The organism is Flavobacterium sp. FG139, assembly GCF_057809695.1.
Genome location: NZ_JBMDKL010000001.1, coordinates 124,257 through 143,927, shown reverse-complemented (window position 1 = coordinate 143,927; position 19,671 = coordinate 124,257). Strand labels below are relative to the sequence as shown.

The following is a 19,671-nucleotide window of genomic DNA, read 5'->3' as shown; positions in this document are numbered from 1 at the left end:
TTCGCAATTTAAAAGCTATAAAACAAGTAAAAATTATATTTTTTCATCTGCTAATTCTCCTTCTAAGTTGCTTACCACTGCGGTTGCTATACTGTTTCCGACAACATTTGTAGCACTTCTTCCCATATCTAAAATAGGATCTATCCCTAACAACAATGCAATACCTACTTCTGGAATTTTAAAACTTGCTAATGTACCAGCAATTACAACAAGAGAAGCTCTAGGCACACCTGCTATTCCCTTACTAGTCAACATTAGAACCAACAACATCGAAATTTGGGTTTCAATAGTTAAATCAATACCGTATGATTGAGCAATGAAGATGGATGCGAAAGTCATATACATCATACTTCCATCTAGATTAAAAGAATATCCCAATGGCAACACAAAACTGGTAATTTTATTGCTGCATCCAAATCGCTCTAATTCCATCATTGTTTTTGGCAATGCCGCTTCAGAACTACTGGTGCTAAATGCTAGTAAAATTGGATCTTTGATACGTTTTAACAATGAAAAAATTCGTTTTTTAATAAAGAATGAACCTGCCAAAATCAACACCAACCATAACACAATCAATCCAAGATAAAACTCTGAAATAAAAATTGCATAGGTAGTCAAAATCCCAATGCCTTGTTTTGCGATTACCACCACCATCGAACCAAAAACGGCATAAGGCGCAAAATTCATGATGAATCCAGTGAGTTTCAAAATAATATGTGAAATATCGTCTAAAGCTTTTACAATTTTTTCACTTTTCTTTCCTATGGCAGCCGCAGAAATTCCGAAAAATATCGAAAAAACAACAATTTGCAAAATCTCATTGTTAGCCATTGATTCTATAAAACTCTTAGGAAATACATGAGTCACAAAATCTTTAATTGAAAGGGCAGCTTTGTCAATTCCTGTATTTTGATTGTCTAACGGTAAGGGCAAATGCATCAACTGACCTGGCTTAAATAGATTAACCAAAATCATACCTAAAACCAAACTTGTTAAGGAGGCAGAAATAAACCAAAGCATCGTTTTTCCTCCAACTCGTCCAACGGTTTTGATATCTCCTAATTTAGAGATACCCACAACTAGCGTTGTAAATACAAGTGGTGCAACAATCATTTTAATCAATCGCAAAAAAATGTCGGCAATAATAGCAAACCATTGAATTTTCTTATCTCGCTCGGAAGTCAATTCACTTAACTTCGTTTCGGAAAACTTTTTTACTTCTTTTAAATGCGTAAAATCAGCCGAAAGAGTATCTCTTTTTGGCGTTTTTACCAACGTAGTAAGCTTTTTTAATGTATCGTCAATTTTAGCTACTGCATCATAGTTTGCTTCAAAACTTTTAGGAGAATTGTGTATAGCATTTAAAATTTCTTTTTTATTGTTTTCAAAAACAGCAATTGCTTTTGAAGCCGTTTTATAATTTACGGAAGTTGAATCTGGTAAATAGGCTTTTAACGAATTGTTGTAACCATCAATTTGTTTGGTATAAAAATCGATTTTAGTATTTTCTGCGTTGACATAGTATTTGTTAAAAACAAATCCAAGAGTAATTCCTAACACCAATGCAATGAAAATATTCCTTGTTAAGTTTGATTTCTTTGTTGTTTCTTCTGTATTCATCTAGTTACGGTATGTTTTGTTAATCAAATAAAAATCAGCTAGCACCAAAGCTGCCATGGCCTCTACGATAGGAACCGCTCTTGGAACCACACAAGGATCATGACGCCCTTTTCCTTGTTGCTCTATAATTTCATTTTGATTAGTAAGTACGTCTTGTTTCTGAATTAAAGTAGCCACAGGTTTAAAGGCAACTCTAAAATAAATATCCATTCCATTGGAAATTCCACCTTGAATTCCACCTGATAAATTGGATTTAGTAGTGCCGTCTTCGTTATACAAATCGTTGTGTTCACTACCTTTCATCATAGCGCCACAAAATCCGCTGCCAAACTCAAAGCCTTTAACGGCATTAATAGACAACATCGCTTTTCCCAATTCGGCATGAAGTTTATCAAAAACTGGTTCGCCTAATCCAATAGGTACATTCTGAATCACACAAGTTATAGTGCCACCAATAGTATCGCCTTGCTTCTTGATTTCTTTGATGTAATGTTCCATTTTATCAGCAGTAGCGGTATCTGGACAGCGAACGGCATTGCTTTCAATTTTTGAAAAATCCAAATCTTGATAGGGTTTGTCAATGAATATATTTCCTACTGACGATACAAAAGCGTTAATTGTGATGTCTTTTAAAACCTGTTTAGCAATAGCGCCAGCCACTACTCTACTGGCGGTTTCTCTAGCTGAACTCCTTCCGCCACCACGATAATCGCGCAATCCATATTTCTTTTCATACACATAATCGGCATGACTTGGACGGTACGTATCTTTAATGTGTGAATAATCGTCTGACTTTTGATTGGTATTTGGAATAATAAATCCAATTGGCGTTCCTGTCGTTTTTCCTTCAAAAATTCCTGAAAGAAATTTCACTTCATCTTCTTCTTTTCGTTGTGTAACTATCGAAGATTGACCTGGTTTACGGCGTTGCATTTCAAGTTGAATTGCAACTAAATCCAATTCAAGTCCAGCAGGACAACCATCTATTATTCCGCCTAAAGCTTCACCATGAGATTCTCCAAAAGTTGTTAGTTTGAAAAGTGTACCATAACTATTTCCTGCCATTGTATCTTGTTTTCAACAAAAATAGGATTTTAAAGTTTATAGTTAATATTGAACTCCTTTTTTTTAAACAAAAAACTTTTATTACATTAGCGCTCAAACTAATACTAACAATATGAAAACAAAATTTATTTTGGCGTCACTTTTTGCAGTGGTTCTTTTTTCTTCATGTTCACACAATAACGATGAGCCTGGAGTTGACAATTCGCCTCCCACTTCCTTTTTACCTCTAACAAATGGAAATTATTGGGTGTATGATGTGGATAATGGTGGTACTGTAAGTCGAGATTCTTTGTACATTTCACACGATACAGTGATTAATTCTGTTACTTACAAAAAAATGAAAACCTTAGCGACCCCAACAGGTTTTTTCTCTTCTACTTTGAAAGATAATGGCGTAAAGATTGATGGAAGTAAATTGGAAATGACTGGAAATTTTAGTATTAATTTCGGATTAACATCACCCATCAATTTGTCGCTAACCGATTTTATTTTTTTCAAAGAAAATGCAGCCGTAAATGACGTATTAAGCACCACTTCTGGAACCATAAATCAAACGGTGCAATCGTATCCATTAACCATTGATTATACTTTAAAAACAGTTTGTGACGGTAGTCTTCCGAATTATTTATCCTCAAATGGTGACATGTATACGGATGTTAAAAAAACAAAAGTTGTTTTGAATCTTAAAATTACCACAACACAAGTTGTTTCCGGAATAACCATTCCTATTACAGTGATGAATGCACAAGACGTTGTAACTTCTACACAATATTACAGCAAAAACATCGGAATGGTGTATGCTAATACTTTAATAAATTATCAGTTGAACACGATTCCTGGTGTTACATTACCAATACCTACATCACAAACGGCAACACAAGAAGAGTTTTTATCAACTTATCACTTAAATTAAGAATCATAATTATGTAACTAATAGCATAAATTATATAAGCTATGTGCCTGTATTGTTATGTTACTTTGCTGAAACTAATTAATAATAATTTATATGAAAAAAGTATTTTTATCAGCTGTTATGCTACTAGGTTTAGCATTTAGCATTCAAGCTCAAGACATCTCGAAGAACGCATTAGGATTGCGTTTAGGAGACAATGATGGTTTTGGTGGAGAGATTTCTTACCAAAGAGGTTTGTCTAAAAATAATCGACTTGAACTTGATTTAGGATTTAGAAATAGTAATTATGTAGATGCTTTTAAACTAACTGGTGTTTATCAATGGGTTTGGAACATTGACAATGGTTTTAATTGGTATGCTGGCGTTGGCGCTGGTGTTGGAAGTTGGAATTATAATAAATCCGGCATTTCAAATAGTGGTACTTTTTTGTTTGCGGCTGGTGATATCGGAATTGAATACAACTTTAAAGAAGTGCCTATTCAATTGTCATTAGACCTTAGACCTGAATTGTATTTTAATTCTGATGGATACCGAGATAATAATTTTGGTCCTGATTTAGCTTTAGGAATTCGTTACAGATTCAATTAATACAAATTAATCGAAATAAAAAATCCCGAGAGTATCGGGATTTTTTTTATTTTATTTCGATAGGTTTCTTCGATTTTATCTTTAAAACATAACACGGTTTTGTAGTCACTTGAGCCACTGAACCTTTGGGTTCTATTTCTTTTAAAGTAATCACAATCTTATCGGGTAATTCTTCAACTTTTTGTACTTTCAAGGTATAGCCTTCCGATTTTTTTTCACCCATGTTTATCAAAATGAAATTACACGTTTCAATGTCGTCTTTTTTTACATAAGGCTTAATCATATCATCGGTTAATAGAATATTGAATTCGTCTTTTTCGGAAATAATTTCGTAAAATTGAAATCCAGCACCACCATAATCGCTTCGGAATAATACATCATATTTCACGGCAGAAATTAGAGGTTGTTTGGTTGAAGAACACGAAAATAAAACCAATACAAGTGACAGTAACGCAAGTCTTTTAATCATAATTAAATAGTTTGTTTAGAATGATTTATAGCTTCTTGGTATAACGTTTCATACAAAGGCAAAATATTTTTAATGTCAAATTGTTTTGCTACCGATAAAGCATTTTCTTTAAACGTAGTTAGGGTTTGATTATTGCTCAAAATGGTAATTGCATTGGCGGCCATTTCTTCGATATTACCTACATCACTTAAATATCCTGAGATTCCGTCAAAATTTACTTCGGGTAAACCACCCGAATTACTCGATATTACCGGAACACTCCACGCCATTGCTTCTAAAGCGGCTAATCCAAAACTTTCGGTTTCTGAAGGCAATAAAAACAAATCAGAATACGATAGAATAAGATCTATTTCATTGCTGTTTCCAAAGAATATTACTTTGTTTGAAATGCCTAATTCTTCACACAAACGTTCGGCTTTTTCTTTTTCGGGACCATCACCTACCATCATTAATTTGGCCGGAATGGATTGTTGAATTTTATAAAAAACCTTGATAACGTCAGGAATTCTTTTAACTTTTCTAAAATTACTAATATGTGTCACTATGCGTTCTTCGGGTTTAGCCATAACCGAACGCTGACATGAAATTAGGGATTCATTTCTAATCTTATTCAATTCGATAAAATTTGGAATGACGTGAATCTCATTTTTTATGTTGAATAATTTATAGGTATCGTCTTTTAGATCTTGAGAAACTGAAGTCACCACATCCGATTTATTGATGCTGAAACTGACGGCTGTTTTGTAATTGGGATGATTACCAACCAGTGTAATATCGGTTCCGTGAAGTGTGGTTACCATTGGAATTATGATGCCTTCATCTTTCAACATTTGTTTGGCCATATAGCCGGCATAGGCATGTGGAATGGCATAATGCACATGGAGCAATTCTATTTTGTATAATTTAATAATGTCAACTAATTTGCTAGAAAGCGCCAATTCATAGGGTTGGTAATGAAACAAAGGATATTCGGGAACATTTACTTCATGGTAATGCACATTCGAATTTAACAAGGCCAAACGAACGGGTTGTCTGTAGGTTATAAAGTGAATTTCATGACCACGACGAGCCAATTCTAAACCTAATTCGGTGGCTACTACTCCACTACCTCCAAAAGTTGGATAACACACTATTGCTATTTTCATTGCTGTTTTTTTGAACTACGAAGATACTGAAAATTTGATTTTGATTTTATTTTTTAAGAAAGCTTTCTGACACAAAAAAGGTTTCCCTTTTAGCCCCGATTGTAATGAAAATAAAAAAAGCCACAGGGTTTGTGGCTTTTTTTATTGCAATGGAAAGCGGGAAAATGGTTTTTAAAAATGCCCAAACCATTGCTTCGCCAATTCGCTATCGCTCGGGTCGCTCCAAATTTTATTTATCTAAAATAGCGTCTTGAATTACCTTTTGAATGTCTTCCCGAATGTTTTCTTTAGAAAGTGTGTTGGGTGCATTTGGTCCTGGAAACGTTCTGTTGGACAAGAATATATAGATGATTTCGGTTTTAGGATCTGCCCATGCCATAGTACCTGTAAAGCCTGTATGACCAAAGCTTGACATGGAAACACAACCGCATGTTGGACCTTCTTTACCCAATTGGGGTTTGTCAAATCCGAGACCACGACGGTTGCCTTCAGGACAAAAATAGCAGGTATTAAACGCATCAAATGTTGCTGGAGCAAAATATTGAATTTCTCCATAATTTCCTTTTTGAAGGTACATTTGCATCATTTTAGCAATGTCCATGCTGTTGGAAAAAATACCCGCATGCCCAGCAATTCCGCCTTGCATAGCCGCAGCCATATCGTGTACGTATCCTTGCACGGTGGTGTAACGGAAATACTCATCGTTTTCGGTTGGAGGAATCACACTCAAATCGAATTTTCGCAATGGATTGTACATCGTATTGTTCATTCCTAACGTTTTGTAGAAATTATTAGTGCTCAATTCATCGATTGATTTTCCAGTAGCTTTTTCTAAATATTCTTTTAAGATGATGAACGTAAAATCGCTGTATTTGTATTCTTTTTTGTCTAACAATTTGCTATTAGCAATTTGCTTCATAATACTATCTTGGTAGTCGTCTCGAATGAACAACTCTTTTGAAACTTGAGTGGTAAATCCGGGTTTAGAAACAGTGCTATAATACATACTCGATGGACATTGATCGGCATCTAAAGTCGATTTGTAAAATGGAATCCACGCTTGTAATTGTGCGTAATGAGATAACAAATCTTTGAACAAAATAGTTTCTTTGTTGGTTCCTTTAAAATAAGGAAGCATGTCACCTAATTTAGTATCCAGAGTTACTTTTCCTTGGTCGTATTGTTGCATTACGTTGGGTAATGTCGACACCATTTTGGTTACCGAAGCTACATCGTAAATATCTGAATTTTTAACTTTGGTGGTGTTTTCATAGGTATGGTATCCGTATGATTTTTGAAAAATAACTTTCCCTCTTCGAGCGACTAAAATTTGAGCACCCGGTGTCATCTTTCCATCAATAGCCTTTTGGGCAATTGCATCAATTTTAGACAATACTTTAGGACTCATACCAACATTTTCTGGTGCTGTAAACCCAAGAACATTGAGTTTTTCTGTTGTTAATCCGAAACCATCTTTAAATTCTTCGTTGATGGAAACCGGCAATTTACCTTGAGCTTCAATGGCTCCAAAAAGTAATTCGGCCGAAACAACTTGCGAAATATCACTGTTTTGATACGACATCACGACACCCTCAATAGCATCAAAATTAGCAATTGGAGATAACGAATACGGTTTGGTGAACGCATCTAAAATGACATTATTGTTTTTGGCAATTTCTTGCAACCAAAGCAATTCAGTTTCAGTAAAATCGTGTTTTTTCCAAGCTTTATCCGATTTGTGAAAACCGATAATAACAGTGTTGTACTCTTTTAATTTTACTAATAACGAATCGATAGTAGTTGCCGATACTTCGGTAACCTCGGTATATTTTTTTAGAGTAGAAACAAACGTTGAGTTAACATCGTCGCCTAACTTTACATAAGCTATTTTTTGATTTAAATTCTTGATCGGAAGAATGTTATCTTTATTTTTTAGTACGGTTGTAGCGTGTTCATACAATTGGTATTGTAAGGCATCTTTAAAAGTAGTATTCAAATCACTGGACAAACTTTTAACCTCTACTGGTTTGAAATGATTAAGACCTGCTTTGTATTTATAATGCAATATTTTCTTAACTGATTTTGCTAGGCGATCTTCAGTAATTAATCCGGCTTGGTATGCACCCGATATTTTTTCAATAGCCAAAGGAACATTTTCAGGAAACAGTAAAATATCATTCCCAGCAAGAAAGGCTTCCAAATCGATATCGCCAGGCTTCATAAATTTACTGGCCGCTTTCATATTGAGTGCATCGGTAAAAATCAGACCTTCGAATCCGAGTTCACCTTGAAGCAAATCGGTAACTACATTATAAGAAACCGAAGTCGGATAATTTTCTCTGGGTTCTAGACTAGGAACGTTTAAATGCGCTACCATAACCGAAACCAGTCCTTCGTCAAACATTCGTTTGTAAGGATACAACTCTACCACTTCCAATCGATCTTTTGAAAAATTGACTAACGGTAAGGCATAATGGGAATCTAAAGCTGTATCGCCATGACCTGGAAAATGTTTTCCAGTACAAAAAATACCTTGGCTTTGCACGCCTTTCATAAGTGCGATAGCATGCTCAGTAACATTGACTTTATCTTCTCCAAAAGAACGTTGTCCAATAATAGGATTTTTAGGATTGGTATTGATGTCTAAAACAGGAACAAAATTGAATTGAGCTCCAATTCGTTTCGTTTCTTGAGCCATATTCTCACCCACTTTTTCAATCAATTTCAAATCGCGAATAGCACCAAGAGTGGTATTCCATGGGTATTTGTAGGTAGAATCCAAGCGCATACTCAATCCCCATTCGGCATCAATTCCAATAAACAATGGCACTTTTGCTTCCGCTTGAAAACGGTTGGTTAAATTGGCTTGACGCACCGGACCGCCTTGAAAGAAAATCAATCCACCAACCTTACAGTCGGCAACTAATTTATCTACTTCTTTAAAATGAACGGAGTCTTTATTAGAATAAGCAGCCACCATAAACAATTGTCCTACTTTTTCATCAAAACTCATTTGATTGTAAATACTATCCACCCATTGGGTTTCTGCATTCGAATCTTTGAAAAAGTTTTTACGTTCCGATTTCAATACCGGAACATAGGCTTCGTCATCATAAATGATTTCGGGTTTTTGAATGGTAGTAGCTGCAGGAATTACTTTTGAAGTACCACAATTGGTTACAAAAGATAAAACCAGTACTAGTAAAAGTATGTTGATTGTTTTTTTCATAGATTATTAAAAGCTTAAAAGAAACGACTGTGCCAACTTTCACTTGCTGGAACTTCCCAATTTTCTTTCCACTCTTCTATGGTATTAACGAGATTATTGAATACAATAGTATTTTCTGATACTGATTTATCTTTAGCTAACTTTTTAAAATCCAATAAGGTTTTATACGTAATGTATTCACCTTGTTTGAATGCCACGTTCATTTTATCCAATAAATCGATGCCGTATTTTTGTTCTAAGTTTTGAATAAAAACGACTGAAGCATCAATAGAACATCCAGTTGCAGCTTGAACTTCTTGATTTACAGCTATGATGATAAATCGATTGTATTTAATTTGAAATGAGGATTCTAAAGAAGTTCCATGGGCACTCCAATTGGTTAGAAATTCTACCAAATCATTTTCAATGTCTGCTACTTCTTCATCTGAGAATTTTCTGCTCGATTGGTAAATCCAAATTCTGGAATCTTCTGGTAAATTTTCAAATGGTATGTACATGATAATTATTTAAAAAAGTTTCAACAAAAGCTATTGCTTGATTTGTTGATTTAGTATTATTTTTTTTCGATTCCTGAAATAACTTTATAAAAACGGAATTCTTTGGTTTTGTTGTCATATAATTCCACTTCTGAATAACTGATGGAAACCGCATCGTCTTTTTTAATTTCATTATTAGATAATACACTGGCGGTATCAAAATAATTCAAAACGATGAACGTGTATACTCTTGAATTTTTATCTTTTACTAGAATAGAAGTGAATTGTTCGTTTTTAATTTCAGTAATTTTACCTTCAACGGTTAAAACCTCAGGAGTATTACTCCCTACTTCTTCAGTGTCATCACCAGCAGCACCGGCAATTGCCATAAGGGTTTCAGGGCAAACGGTTACCATTTTAACACCAACATCACCACCAAATTTATCCATGGCAGCTTCATTTTCCATAACATTTCCATACTTGGCTTTGATTTGCTTTTCATGATTTGTGTAACTAGATAAAATACACAATCCCAATTGGACTTTGAGTTTATCTGGAGTTAATTCATCTAGTGTTGATTTTTTGGCATCGATACAAGAACATACTTCTTTAGTAACCGTTTCTATGATGTCTTGAGCATTAGCATTGACAAATACAACAAAAAGCAATAAGGTGTAAATCGTTTTTTTCATTTTTTTATAAATCTTGTGCGTTAGCGATTAATTCGGCAATATCAAATACTTTAATGTCCGATTCTTTTTCTTTGGCTTTTACACCGTCTGTCATCATTGTATTACAAAATGGGCATCCAGCCGCAATGATTTCGGCTTTGGTTTCCAATGCGTCTTCGGTTCGTTCGATATTGATTTCTTTATCGCCTTTTTCTGCATCTTTAAACATTTGAGCACCACCGGCACCACAACAAAGTCCGTTAGCTTTAGAACGTTTCATTTCTACCAATTCGGCATCCAATTTTTGAATTAAGTCTCTCGGAGCTTCATACACATTATTAGCTCTTCCTAAATAACAAGGGTCGTGAAACGTGATGCGTTTTCCTTTAAATTGTCCACCTTCAATAGTTAATCTACCTGCATCTAAGAGTGATTTAAGAAATTCGGTGTGGTGAACTACTTCATATTTGCCACCCAATTCTGGATATTCATTTTTTAGTGTATTGAAACAATGTGGGCAGGCTGTTACAATCTTTTTAGCTTCATAAGCATTTAAAACCTCGATATTCATCATGGCTTGCATTTGAAATAAAAATTCGTTTCCAGCACGCTTTGCAGGATCACCAGTACAACTTTCTTCTGTTCCTAATACTGCAAACTCGACATTAGCTCGATTTAAAATTCGAACGAATGCTTTGGTAATTCGTTTGGCTCTATCGTCAAAACTACCTGCACATCCTACCCAAAATAATATTTCGGGTTGTTTGCCTTGAGCTAACATTTCTGCCATTGTTGGCACCTTTAATACTTCTGACATCTTTTAATTTTAGATTTTAGATTTCAGAAATTAGATATTATTGAACATCCAATATCTACAATCTTATATTTAACATTATTCATGTTGTCCATCGTCAAATACTTCGATGGTAACTTCTTTTTCGATTAAATCGGTAAACTTACCTCTATAACGAGTGGCTTTTACTAAATGATTATCAATCCAATGGTAATTTCCGCCACGTGGTTTACCAAAAAGAATTCCGTGATACTTGAATCCGTGTTGTTTTAACCAACGCTCAGTGTATTCTCTATGCGCTTCCGTTCTTGATGTAAAAAAGAATATGATGTGCCCTTCATCATACCATTTATTGAGTGTTACCAATGCATCAGGATACACCTCGGCGGTTAACATTCTTTCAGGCTCTTCATTAGGAATGTCGTCACAAACGGTTCCGTCAATATCAATTAAATAATTTTTTACTCCTTCTGGTAAAATCGGGCTCAAATGTTGTCCGTTTTCAGTAACTGTTTGCAAGGTTTTGTCAATGTCTTCCGCTTTCATTTTTTTAAAATTTAATAGTTCACATTCATTCAAAACAAAATCCCAAGCCTCACAATATGGGAATTTATTATTTTATTTTAATTAATTTTCATCTTTCCAATTCAGTCGATCCATTTGGTTGTATTGCCATGGAGCTCCGTTATTTTCAATGTTGGTCATCATCGCATTTAATGATTGTGGCGCTGCACTTTGTTCCATAACCAAATAACGACGCATGTCCATAATAATGGACAATGGACTTATATTTACAGGACATTCTTCCACACATGCATTACATGAGGTACACGCCCAAAGTTCTTCTGTAGTAATGTAATCATTCAATAAGGAGATATTATCTGGAATAAAAACACCTTTATTTTTGTCAATATTTCTTCCCACTTCTTCTAAACGATCGCGGGTATCCATCATGATTTTTCGTGGTGACAATTTTTTTCCAGTTTGATTAGCTGGACAAGACGAGGTACAACGACCACATTCAGTACAGGTATAGGCATTTAATAATTGTACCCAATTCAAATCCATGACATCACTGGCGCCAAACTTACTAGGAACTGCATTTTCATCCACTGGTGCTGCGGCAAAAGGATCGGCATTAGGATCCATCATTAATTTAACCTCTTTGGTTACACTTTCCAGATTATCAAATTGTCCTTTCGGGTTCAAATCGGCATAATAGGTATTAGGAAAAGCCAAAAGAATATGAAGGTGTTTGGAAAAATACAAGTAATTTAAAAAACATAAGATTCCAACAATGTGCATCCACCAAAATGTTCTTTCTAAAAGCATTACTGTTCCTTCGTTCATTCCATTAAAAATAGGAGAAATGAAATGGCTCACTGGAAAAGATCCTGCCTGAATATAATGCGACACTCCTGCTTGTTGTAACCAAAAGTCGGACGCATTCATCAATAGAAATAACGACATCAAAACGACTTCAAAATACAAAATAATATTGGCGTCTTTTTTTGGACTACCCTCCAAATCTTTACTGATGAATCTTTTTAGTTTGATGATATTTCGTCTGGTCCAAAACACCAAAACGGCGACCAAAACCAAAAATGCTAATATTTCAAAAGAACCAATTAGAATGTTGTATAAACTTCCCAAAAAAGAAAAAACTCTGTGGGTTCCAAAAAGTCCGTCAATAATAATTTCAAGTAATTCAATATTAATGATTACAAAACCTACATAAACAATAATATGAAGTACCCCTGCAATTGGTCGTTTTACCATTTTAGATTGACCAAGTGCAATCATTGCCATATTTTTCCATCGTGCCGAAGAATTATCAGAACGATCTACAGCTGCACCTAATTTGATATTGCGGATCAGTTTTTTTACATTTAACGTAAAATATCCAAATCCAATTACTAATAGTATCGCGAAGAAAATATTATCTAAAAAGTTCATATAAAATAAGGTTTACTTTTTAATCGAGTCGTTAACAGGAGCTACGTAAGGTTTGTTTTTCTTGCCAAAAAGGGAAACATTTACATAACGTGTAGGGTTTAATCTTAAATCTTGCAAGAGCAACTCTAATTCTTTAGACGTTTTTGTGAAGTTGGTATACAAAGCATCGTCTTTCATTAATTTGCCCATAGTTCCTTTACCCGCTTGCATATCACCCATCATTTTATCAACGTTGGCTAAAGTTTTTTCAAGAGTTTTTACCGTTTTTCCAATATTAATTTTGGCAAGAGAATCGGAAACTTTAGAGAAATTAGCAGATGCTTTTTCAACATTGGCTAATGTTCCGTTTAACTTCGTTTTATTTTGAGCTACCATCGACTGAACATCGGTTGCTGTTGCTTTAAATTGAGCAATCGTTTCACTCAAATCGGCTAAACTTTTTCTAAGATTTTCTTTAGATTTAGTATCCAATACTTGATTGACGTTTTCCAACATTACATTGGCATTGTCTAATAATTTGGTGATTTTGTCTTTTAGTGGCTCAATTTGTTTGGCTAATTCGTCAGTCAAACCTAACTTACTGGATGCTGTAAGCACATCTCCATCAACGGCATCGGCACCTGATTTAGAAGGAATAATGGCAATCTCTTTACCACCTATTGGACTTGGAGCATAAATTTCTGCAACACTCGTTTTCTTAATTGGGAAATCCGATTTAATTTGCATTTCCACTTTAATCTTTGCCGTGTTATTATCAATGGTGATTTTGCTCACTTTCCCAACAACCAAACCATTGATTGTTACTGGTGCTGAAACTGCTAATCCTTCTACATTGCCGTATTCAACATATAAGGTTTTGTAATTTACAAAAAGATCTCTTCCTTTTAAAAAGCTATAACCCCATATAAACAATAGAATTGAAGCAATTACTAGTATGGCTGTTTTTATTTCTCTTGATAATTTCAAAATAGTGAATTTTAGTTATGCAAAAATAGCATATTATTTGATAACGTCTTTAACATCGATGCTTTTCCCATCTTTAAATGCTAAGATGTAAGCCGATTCATAGCCTTTTGATTTAGCTTCTTGTAATAATTTTTTAGCTTCTTCATAATTGGTGGTATCACCATACATGTATTTATAAATTGTAGTTTTAACGCAGCTAACATTTTTCAAACCTTTAAAATTACTGGGAACTAATTCTAATTTAGTACCACTAGCTGATATCTGAATTTTAAAAGAAACTCCTTTAACGGTTGATTTATCTTCCGTTTTCTTAACATCATTCTTTTTAGCAATAGTATCCGATTTTTTTGGCTCAGTTACTGTTTTTGTTGGCTTATCTTCAACTCGTAACGAAGGTTTGTCTTCCACTTTATCTGAATCTTCTCCATCAAAAAATTCTTTTTTATAACTCACAATCGCTTTTGCAATCGCTTCTGCAATTTCTTGTTGCCCTTCTTCAGAGTCAAGTTTTGCGCCTTCAACTGGGTTAGAAATAAAACCATTTTCGATTAAAACTCTAGGCATATAGGCTTTGTGCAAAACCATATATGGCGCTTGTTTTACACCGCCTCCTCTACTTTTCTTTCCTAAATCTTGAACAAAATGATCTTGAATTTTTCCAGCCAAAGCAATACTATTTGACATAAATTCTTCTTGTTCTAAAGTCATTCCTAAAAAAGTTTCTGGCTTGTTTGGATCAAATCCTTGGTATTTTTGTTTGTAATCTTTTTCCAAAGTAATTACCGAGTTTTCTCGCTTTGCCGCTTCTAGATTGGACGCAATTTTGGACATCCCCATCACATACGTTTCAGTACCATCGGCAACTGTATTTTTATTGGCATTACAGTGAATGGACACAAAAATATTAGCATCGGCTCTATTGGCGATATTAGCACGTTCCACTAAATCGATAAAAACATCTGTCTTTCTGGTGTAAATAACTTCAATACCCGGATTTTTTTCAAGTATTTTACCCACCTTAAGAGTGATTCCTAAATTGATATTTTTTTCTATATGTCCGTTGTATACGGCTCCAAAATCGTGATCACCATGACCCGCATCTAGTGTTACTTTGAATTTAGTGTTTTGTGCACACATCAAAGTACTACACGCAAAAATCCCAATTGCAAGAGTCTGTTTGAGTTTATTTAGAAGAACCATATGTATAAACGTTAATTTTAATTAAAACAGCAAGGTTATAAATTTATTATTTCTCTATTTTTGACAAAAAATAATATGTAAGTTTGGCTCGTCAAAAATCAAGCCATATTTTTACAAAAATAGCATTTAAACCTTTGCGTACAAACTTATTTTATATCGTTTTATCAGCATATTTCCTAACAATAGGAAGCTTTCCTATATTTGCTCAAGAAGGCCCAAAAAAAGCAACTGCTATTCCTATTAAAAATCAAACGATTAAGACCGAAAACGATACTGAAATCAAGGAAAGTTTAACTAAAGTTACTGTACCAAAAAGTACTTCTAAAGATAAAGATACCGTTAAAATGAAATCGGTTTTAGAAGGAAAAGTCAAATATCGCGCAAAAAAATATGCCAAATTTGACCAAAAGAAAAAGTTGATTACTTTATATGATGGCGCAGAATTAAACTATTTAGATTACGAATTAAAATCGGGTATTATCGTTTTTGATTATGAAAAAAATGAGGTTTATGCTGGACGACTGAAAGACACTGCCGGAAATTATACACAACTACCCGTTTTCAAACAAGGTTCGAGCGTAATTGAACCCGATTCTATCCGATTCAACTACAAAACTAAAAAAGCATTGGTTTGGAATTCTAGAACCTCACAACAAGAACTCAACATTAAAGCGGAAAAATCTAAAAAAGAGAATGATTCGGTTTACTTTATGAAAGGTGCCCGAATCACAACAGCCAAGGATATTGAAGATCCAGAATATTATTTTTGGACTTCTAAAATGAAATTTGTGCCTGGAAAAAAAGTAGTTATTGGTCCAACTTTATTATACATAGAAAATGTTCCGACACCAATCGGTCTTCCATTTGCTTTTTTTCCTATGACCGAAAAAAGTCATTCAGGCGTTATCCCACCTAGTTTTGGACAAAATAATACTCGTGGTTATGCCCTACAAAACGGCGGATATTATTTTGCTTTAAGCGATAAGTACGATCTGGCCATAATGGGAGATTACTATACCAACGGAAGTTACGCCACGCGGTTTGAATCCAGTTATGCCAATAAATATAAGTATAATGGAACCATAAACATTCGTTTTGAAAACCTTATTACTAGTGAACGAGGTTATCCTGATTATGCCAAAAATAAAATTTACAACATTCAATGGTCGCATACCAAAGATCCTAAATCGAATCCAAATTCAAGATTTTCGGCTTCTGTTAACCTGGGAAGTAGTCAGTATTTCCAACAGTCTATCAATTTGGCAAATATAGGATCAACCCTAAACAATACCTTAAGTTCGTCTGTTTCGTTTTCAAAAACATTTAACAGTGTACCTATTGTAAACATGTCTATTTCTGCAACACATTCGCAAAATACACAAACCAAAAAAATCAACATGACGTTGCCAAACATGCAATTGAGTGTGGACAGAATTTTTCCTTTTGCACCAAAAGATGGCATTAAAAAAGGATTTATTAAAAACATTAATCTACAATACAGTTTTAAAGGAGAAAATCAAATCCAGACTACAGACGAATTTTTCTTTAAAAAAGAAATGTTTAGTGGCGCAAAAGCCGGATTTCAACATGCCATTCCGTTAAGCACGAATTTCAAAATTTTTAAATTTTTTAGTGCTTCAACTTCTATAAATTACAATGAAGTTTGGTATTTAAAAACCATTCGAAAAGATTTTGTAACCACATCATTACCTCCAGCAACTCCTACTGGAACAGTTGTTTCTACAGACGTTAATGGTTTTGATGCTTTTAGAACATATTCTTTTTCTAGCAGTATTGGAACAACTATTTATGGAACATATGATTTTGGTAAAAAAAATAAAATCCAAGCCATTAGACACGTAATGCGTCCTTCTATTTCACACAGTTACGTACCAAGTTTTTCCAAATATTACGACACGTATGCTATGGATGCCAGTGGAAATAGAGCTGAATATACCCGTTTTGAAGGAGGTATTTATGGCGTTCCTAGTAAAACCTACTCCAATAATGTTGGCTTTACATTAAGTAATACCTTTGAAGCAAAAGTTAGAGATAAAGATTCTACTGCAACAGCTCCCAAAAAAGTAATGTTGTTAAACAACTTTAATCTTTCTACAAGTTATGATTTGGCTGCCGATTCCTTGCGATGGTCACCAATGAGAGTTAGCGGTGGTACTTTATTATTCAAACAAAAAATGAACGTGAACTTTGCCGCTACCCTAGATCCGTATGCTTTAGGTAAAGACAATAAAACTCGTATTAATACTTTTAATATTGATAATGGCGGCGGATTGTTTAGAATGACTAGTGCCAACATGACCATCAACTATGCAGTTTCTAGTTCAAAGTCGGAAAAAAAGAAAAAGAATGTACAAGGTTCTCAAAATGGTGGTCGAGAAGACGACTTATTTGGAAGCAACACCGAACTGAATGACAGTAGAGAAAGTCAGAACATTCAAAAAGATGATGATACCGATTCCTTTTCGGGGTTTTATAATGCCGTCATTCCTTGGGACTTAAATTTTGCGTATTCATTAACATATTCCAATATTGCTGGCGAAAGGAAGATAGCCAGTAACTCGGTAATGATTTCTGCCAATACCGATTTAACTCCGAAATGGAAAATTGGGGTTTCAACCGGTTATGATTTTGTAAAACATGGGGTTTCCTTCACTCAAATACGTTTGAATAGAGATTTATTAAGTTGGAACATGAGTTTTAATTGGAATCCATTTGGAACCAATTCCTATTGGGGATTCTTCATCGGAATTAAAGCTGGTGTTCTTAAAGATATCAAGTGGGATAAACGTACGCAACCTGACAGAACATTACGATAAAAAGATAATTTATGAAAAAAATCATTTTTACAGACAAAGCTCCTGCTCCAATTGGCCCCTATAATCAAGCTGTTTTAGTTGGAAATACCTTATACACTTCTGGACAAATCGCTTTAAATCCAGTTACCATGGAATTGGTTTTAGATGATATTGAAACCGAAACCAAACAAGTCATGGAAAATATGAAAGCGGTTTTAGAAGCAGCCGACATGACTTTTGAACATGTTGTAAAAACGACTATCTTTATAATGAATATGGGAGATTTTACCCGAATCAATTCGGTTTATGGCAGCTATTTTGATGAACAAACGGCACCTGCAAGAGAGACCGTTCAAGTAGCTTGTTTACCCAAAAATGTGAACGTTGAAATTTCGATGATAGCTATTAAATAAATTACATAAAAAAAGCCTCAAATAATATTTATTTGAGGCTTTTTTTTTATTCAATAATTATTACTTAGTGGCAATTGCTTCTAACAGCAACTGAGCTGTGGCTTCGTTAGTGGCTAAAGGCACATTGTGCACATCACAAACCCTAATGAGCATGTTGATATCCACTTCGTGTGGATGGTTTGACATTGGATCTTTAAAAAATAAGACCATTTTCGTTTTTCCTTCAGCTACACGAGCCGCAATTTGAGCATCACCACCTAGTGGGCCCGAAAGCATTTTTTTTACTTTAAAACCAGCAGCTTCTGCTTTGCCACCCGTAGTTCCAGTGGCAATAAGTTTTATGTTTTCGTTGAGAAGAATTTCCTTGTTTTTATTTAAAAACTGAACCATATCAGCCTTTTTTCCGTCGTGGGCTATTATTGCGATTTCCATTAATTAGATTTTAAAGCAAAGTTTATAAAAAAAGCCTGAAAAATAGTATTTTCAGGCTTAAAATTATTTATTTAAGATGTGATACGCAATCAAACCGTCTATCGGTCGTCTTAAAACATTGCCCACATTGATTCCGTGTTTCGATAGTATTTCTTCCAATTCCTCTTTCAAATAAAAAGCTATAGAACCTACAAAATGAACTGGGATTGTGGTGCAATTATCAAACTGTTTGATGTAATTTTCAACAAAATCTTCTAGTTCAGCATAAATGTATTGTTTGCAAAATTCGGTATCTTTATGTTTGATTAAAAACTTTGCAAAAGTTGCTAAATAAGCGTTTGGATTGGGCTCTTTGTACAAATTATGTTTTACGGCATCGGGCTCAACATTGTATTCTTCTTCAAATTCCAGTGCCAATTCTTTTGGCATTTTATTGAAATAATAGCCTCTTAATAAATGGCGACCAAAGCGGTTTCCAGAACAATCATCCATAGCAATATAGCCTAATGATTGTACTTTTTGATGCAATACTTTTCCATCAAAATAGCTGCAATTAGATCCCGTACCTAAAATACAAACAATAGCTTCTTCATCTTTAGGAGTTGTGGCATATACTGCAGCATAGGTATCTTCGTGAACAGAAACAGCCGCATTTGAAAAATACTCTTGGAAAACAATCGTAAGAAAGTCTTTCATACGATCCGTTCCACAGCCAGCACCATAGAAAAATAGATGCGTTGCTTTGTCTTTGTTGTGAGAAATATCAAATTTGTCTTCTAAACGATTGATAATTTCCTCTTTATCTAAAACTTCTGGGTTTAGTCCTAAAGTTTGTGTTGTGAACAATACTTTTCCGTTTTCGTCTATTGCTATCCAATCGGCTTTAGTAGATCCACTATCAACTAATAATTTCATTGGT

At 34.4% G+C, this 19,671-nt stretch carries 19 protein-coding genes; 5 read left to right on the top strand and 14 right to left on the bottom strand.

Going from position 1 to position 19,671, the window contains the following annotated elements; translation table 11 throughout:
• Positions 1-33: 33 nt before the first annotated feature.
• Together ACODSI_RS00680 and aroC are read right to left on the bottom strand one after the other, a co-directional pair.
• A complete protein-coding gene (locus tag ACODSI_RS00680; RefSeq protein ID WP_488914908.1) occupies positions 34-1,620 on the bottom strand; it encodes a dicarboxylate/amino acid:cation symporter in 1,587 nt (528 codons plus the stop codon).
• The gene (aroC, locus tag ACODSI_RS00675; protein ID WP_488914907.1) at positions 1,621-2,685 is read right to left on the bottom strand and encodes a chorismate synthase; all 1,065 of its coding nucleotides are present in this window, start codon (positions 2,683-2,685) and stop codon (positions 1,621-1,623) included.
• Between the two features lie 112 nt (positions 2,686-2,797).
• On the opposite strand from aroC, the gene ACODSI_RS00670 reads away from it, so the two are divergent.
• Positions 2,798-3,598: a hypothetical protein gene (locus tag ACODSI_RS00670; RefSeq protein WP_488914906.1), complete on the top strand. Its 801-nt coding sequence runs from the start codon at positions 2,798-2,800 to the stop codon at positions 3,596-3,598.
• A gap of 93 nt (positions 3,599-3,691) precedes the next feature.
• Positions 3,692-4,186: a hypothetical protein gene (locus ACODSI_RS00665; protein WP_488914905.1), complete on the top strand. Its 495-nt coding sequence runs from the start codon at positions 3,692-3,694 to the stop codon at positions 4,184-4,186.
• Positions 4,187-4,232: 46 nt separating this feature from the next.
• Here ACODSI_RS00665 and ACODSI_RS00660 read toward each other — a convergent pair whose 3' ends face one another.
• Together ACODSI_RS00660 and bshA are read right to left on the bottom strand one after the other, a co-directional pair.
• The gene (locus ACODSI_RS00660; protein ID WP_488914904.1) at positions 4,233-4,655 is read right to left on the bottom strand and encodes a protease complex subunit PrcB family protein; all 423 of its coding nucleotides are present in this window, start codon (positions 4,653-4,655) and stop codon (positions 4,233-4,235) included.
• Positions 4,656-4,657: 2 nt separating this feature from the next.
• A complete protein-coding gene (gene bshA, locus ACODSI_RS00655; RefSeq protein ID WP_488914903.1) occupies positions 4,658-5,800 on the bottom strand; it encodes an N-acetyl-alpha-D-glucosaminyl L-malate synthase BshA in 1,143 nt (380 codons plus the stop codon).
• A gap of 104 nt (positions 5,801-5,904) precedes the next feature.
• On the opposite strand from bshA, the gene ACODSI_RS00650 reads away from it, so the two are divergent.
• A complete protein-coding gene (locus ACODSI_RS00650) occupies positions 5,905-6,054 on the top strand; it encodes a hypothetical protein (protein WP_488914902.1) in 150 nt (49 codons plus the stop codon).
• Here the strand turns inward: ACODSI_RS00650 and ACODSI_RS00645 are convergent.
• From ACODSI_RS00645 to ACODSI_RS00610, 8 genes are all read right to left on the bottom strand, one after another.
• Positions 6,030-9,029: a serine hydrolase domain-containing protein gene (locus tag ACODSI_RS00645; protein ID WP_488914901.1), complete on the bottom strand. Its 3,000-nt coding sequence runs from the start codon at positions 9,027-9,029 to the stop codon at positions 6,030-6,032. The two genes, ACODSI_RS00650 and ACODSI_RS00645, sit on opposite strands and share 25 nt — an antisense overlap.
• A gap of 14 nt (positions 9,030-9,043) precedes the next feature.
• The gene (locus tag ACODSI_RS00640) at positions 9,044-9,526 is read right to left on the bottom strand and encodes an ABC transporter ATPase (RefSeq protein ID WP_488914900.1); all 483 of its coding nucleotides are present in this window, start codon (positions 9,524-9,526) and stop codon (positions 9,044-9,046) included.
• Positions 9,527-9,582: 56 nt separating this feature from the next.
• Positions 9,583-10,197, bottom strand: coding sequence for a hypothetical protein (locus tag ACODSI_RS00635; protein WP_488914899.1), 615 nt, complete (start codon positions 10,195-10,197; stop codon positions 9,583-9,585).
• A 4-nt stretch (positions 10,198-10,201) separates the two neighbouring features.
• A complete protein-coding gene (locus ACODSI_RS00630) occupies positions 10,202-10,993 on the bottom strand; it encodes a (Fe-S)-binding protein (protein WP_488914898.1) in 792 nt (263 codons plus the stop codon).
• Positions 10,994-11,068: 75 nt separating this feature from the next.
• A complete protein-coding gene (locus ACODSI_RS00625; protein ID WP_488914897.1) occupies positions 11,069-11,515 on the bottom strand; it encodes an LNS2 domain-containing protein in 447 nt (148 codons plus the stop codon).
• Between the two features lie 81 nt (positions 11,516-11,596).
• Positions 11,597-12,925: a 4Fe-4S dicluster domain-containing protein gene (locus tag ACODSI_RS00620; RefSeq protein WP_488914896.1), complete on the bottom strand. Its 1,329-nt coding sequence runs from the start codon at positions 12,923-12,925 to the stop codon at positions 11,597-11,599.
• A gap of 12 nt (positions 12,926-12,937) precedes the next feature.
• On the bottom strand, positions 12,938-13,891 hold the full coding sequence (locus tag ACODSI_RS00615) for an MlaD family protein (protein ID WP_488914895.1): 954 nt from the start codon (positions 13,889-13,891) through the stop codon (positions 12,938-12,940).
• A 33-nt stretch (positions 13,892-13,924) separates the two neighbouring features.
• Positions 13,925-15,091: an N-acetylmuramoyl-L-alanine amidase family protein gene (locus ACODSI_RS00610; RefSeq protein ID WP_488914894.1), complete on the bottom strand. Its 1,167-nt coding sequence runs from the start codon at positions 15,089-15,091 to the stop codon at positions 13,925-13,927.
• Between the two features lie 83 nt (positions 15,092-15,174).
• Between ACODSI_RS00610 and ACODSI_RS00605 the strand changes: the two genes are divergently transcribed.
• Positions 15,175-17,928, top strand: coding sequence for a putative LPS assembly protein LptD (locus ACODSI_RS00605; RefSeq protein ID WP_488914893.1), 2,754 nt, complete (start codon positions 15,175-15,177; stop codon positions 17,926-17,928).
• 11 nt (positions 17,929-17,939) lie between these two features.
• Entirely contained in the window at positions 17,940-18,320 is a 381-nt protein-coding gene (locus tag ACODSI_RS00600) for a RidA family protein (RefSeq protein WP_488914892.1), read from the top strand.
• Positions 18,321-18,380: 60 nt separating this feature from the next.
• Here the strand turns inward: ACODSI_RS00600 and ACODSI_RS00595 are convergent, their stop codons facing one another.
• Together ACODSI_RS00595 and ACODSI_RS00590 are read right to left on the bottom strand one after the other, a co-directional pair.
• The gene (locus ACODSI_RS00595; protein WP_488914891.1) at positions 18,381-18,752 is read right to left on the bottom strand and encodes a methylglyoxal synthase; all 372 of its coding nucleotides are present in this window, start codon (positions 18,750-18,752) and stop codon (positions 18,381-18,383) included.
• A 63-nt stretch (positions 18,753-18,815) separates the two neighbouring features.
• Positions 18,816-19,667: a BadF/BadG/BcrA/BcrD ATPase family protein gene (locus ACODSI_RS00590; protein WP_488914890.1), complete on the bottom strand. Its 852-nt coding sequence runs from the start codon at positions 19,665-19,667 to the stop codon at positions 18,816-18,818.
• Positions 19,668-19,671: the final 4 nt, after the last annotated feature.

Bases quoted from the DNA above. Each gene is read 5' to 3' on its own strand.
- ACODSI_RS00680 (WP_488914908.1), bottom strand. From the start codon at position 1,620: ATGAATACAGAAGAAACAACAAAGAAATCAAACTTAACAAGGAATATT.
- aroC (WP_488914907.1), bottom strand. From the start codon at position 2,685: ATGGCAGGAAATAGTTATGGTACACTTTTCAAACTAACAACTTTTGGA.
- ACODSI_RS00670 (WP_488914906.1), top strand. From the start codon at position 2,798: ATGAAAACAAAATTTATTTTGGCGTCACTTTTTGCAGTGGTTCTTTTT.
- ACODSI_RS00665 (WP_488914905.1), top strand. From the start codon at position 3,692: ATGAAAAAAGTATTTTTATCAGCTGTTATGCTACTAGGTTTAGCATTT.
- ACODSI_RS00660 (WP_488914904.1), bottom strand. From the start codon at position 4,655: ATGATTAAAAGACTTGCGTTACTGTCACTTGTATTGGTTTTATTTTCG.
- bshA (WP_488914903.1), bottom strand. From the start codon at position 5,800: ATGAAAATAGCAATAGTGTGTTATCCAACTTTTGGAGGTAGTGGAGTA.
- ACODSI_RS00650 (WP_488914902.1), top strand. From the start codon at position 5,905: ATGAAAATAAAAAAAGCCACAGGGTTTGTGGCTTTTTTTATTGCAATG.
- ACODSI_RS00645 (WP_488914901.1), bottom strand. From the start codon at position 9,029: ATGAAAAAAACAATCAACATACTTTTACTAGTACTGGTTTTATCTTTT.
- ACODSI_RS00640 (WP_488914900.1), bottom strand. From the start codon at position 9,526: ATGTACATACCATTTGAAAATTTACCAGAAGATTCCAGAATTTGGATT.
- ACODSI_RS00635 (WP_488914899.1), bottom strand. From the start codon at position 10,197: ATGAAAAAAACGATTTACACCTTATTGCTTTTTGTTGTATTTGTCAAT.
- ACODSI_RS00630 (WP_488914898.1), bottom strand. From the start codon at position 10,993: ATGTCAGAAGTATTAAAGGTGCCAACAATGGCAGAAATGTTAGCTCAA.
- ACODSI_RS00625 (WP_488914897.1), bottom strand. From the start codon at position 11,515: ATGAAAGCGGAAGACATTGACAAAACCTTGCAAACAGTTACTGAAAAC.
- ACODSI_RS00620 (WP_488914896.1), bottom strand. From the start codon at position 12,925: ATGAACTTTTTAGATAATATTTTCTTCGCGATACTATTAGTAATTGGA.
- ACODSI_RS00610 (WP_488914894.1), bottom strand. From the start codon at position 15,091: ATGGTTCTTCTAAATAAACTCAAACAGACTCTTGCAATTGGGATTTTT.
- ACODSI_RS00600 (WP_488914892.1), top strand. From the start codon at position 17,940: ATGAAAAAAATCATTTTTACAGACAAAGCTCCTGCTCCAATTGGCCCC.
- ACODSI_RS00595 (WP_488914891.1), bottom strand. From the start codon at position 18,752: ATGGAAATCGCAATAATAGCCCACGACGGAAAAAAGGCTGATATGGTT.
- ACODSI_RS00590 (WP_488914890.1), bottom strand. From the start codon at position 19,667: ATGAAATTATTAGTTGATAGTGGATCTACTAAAGCCGATTGGATAGCA.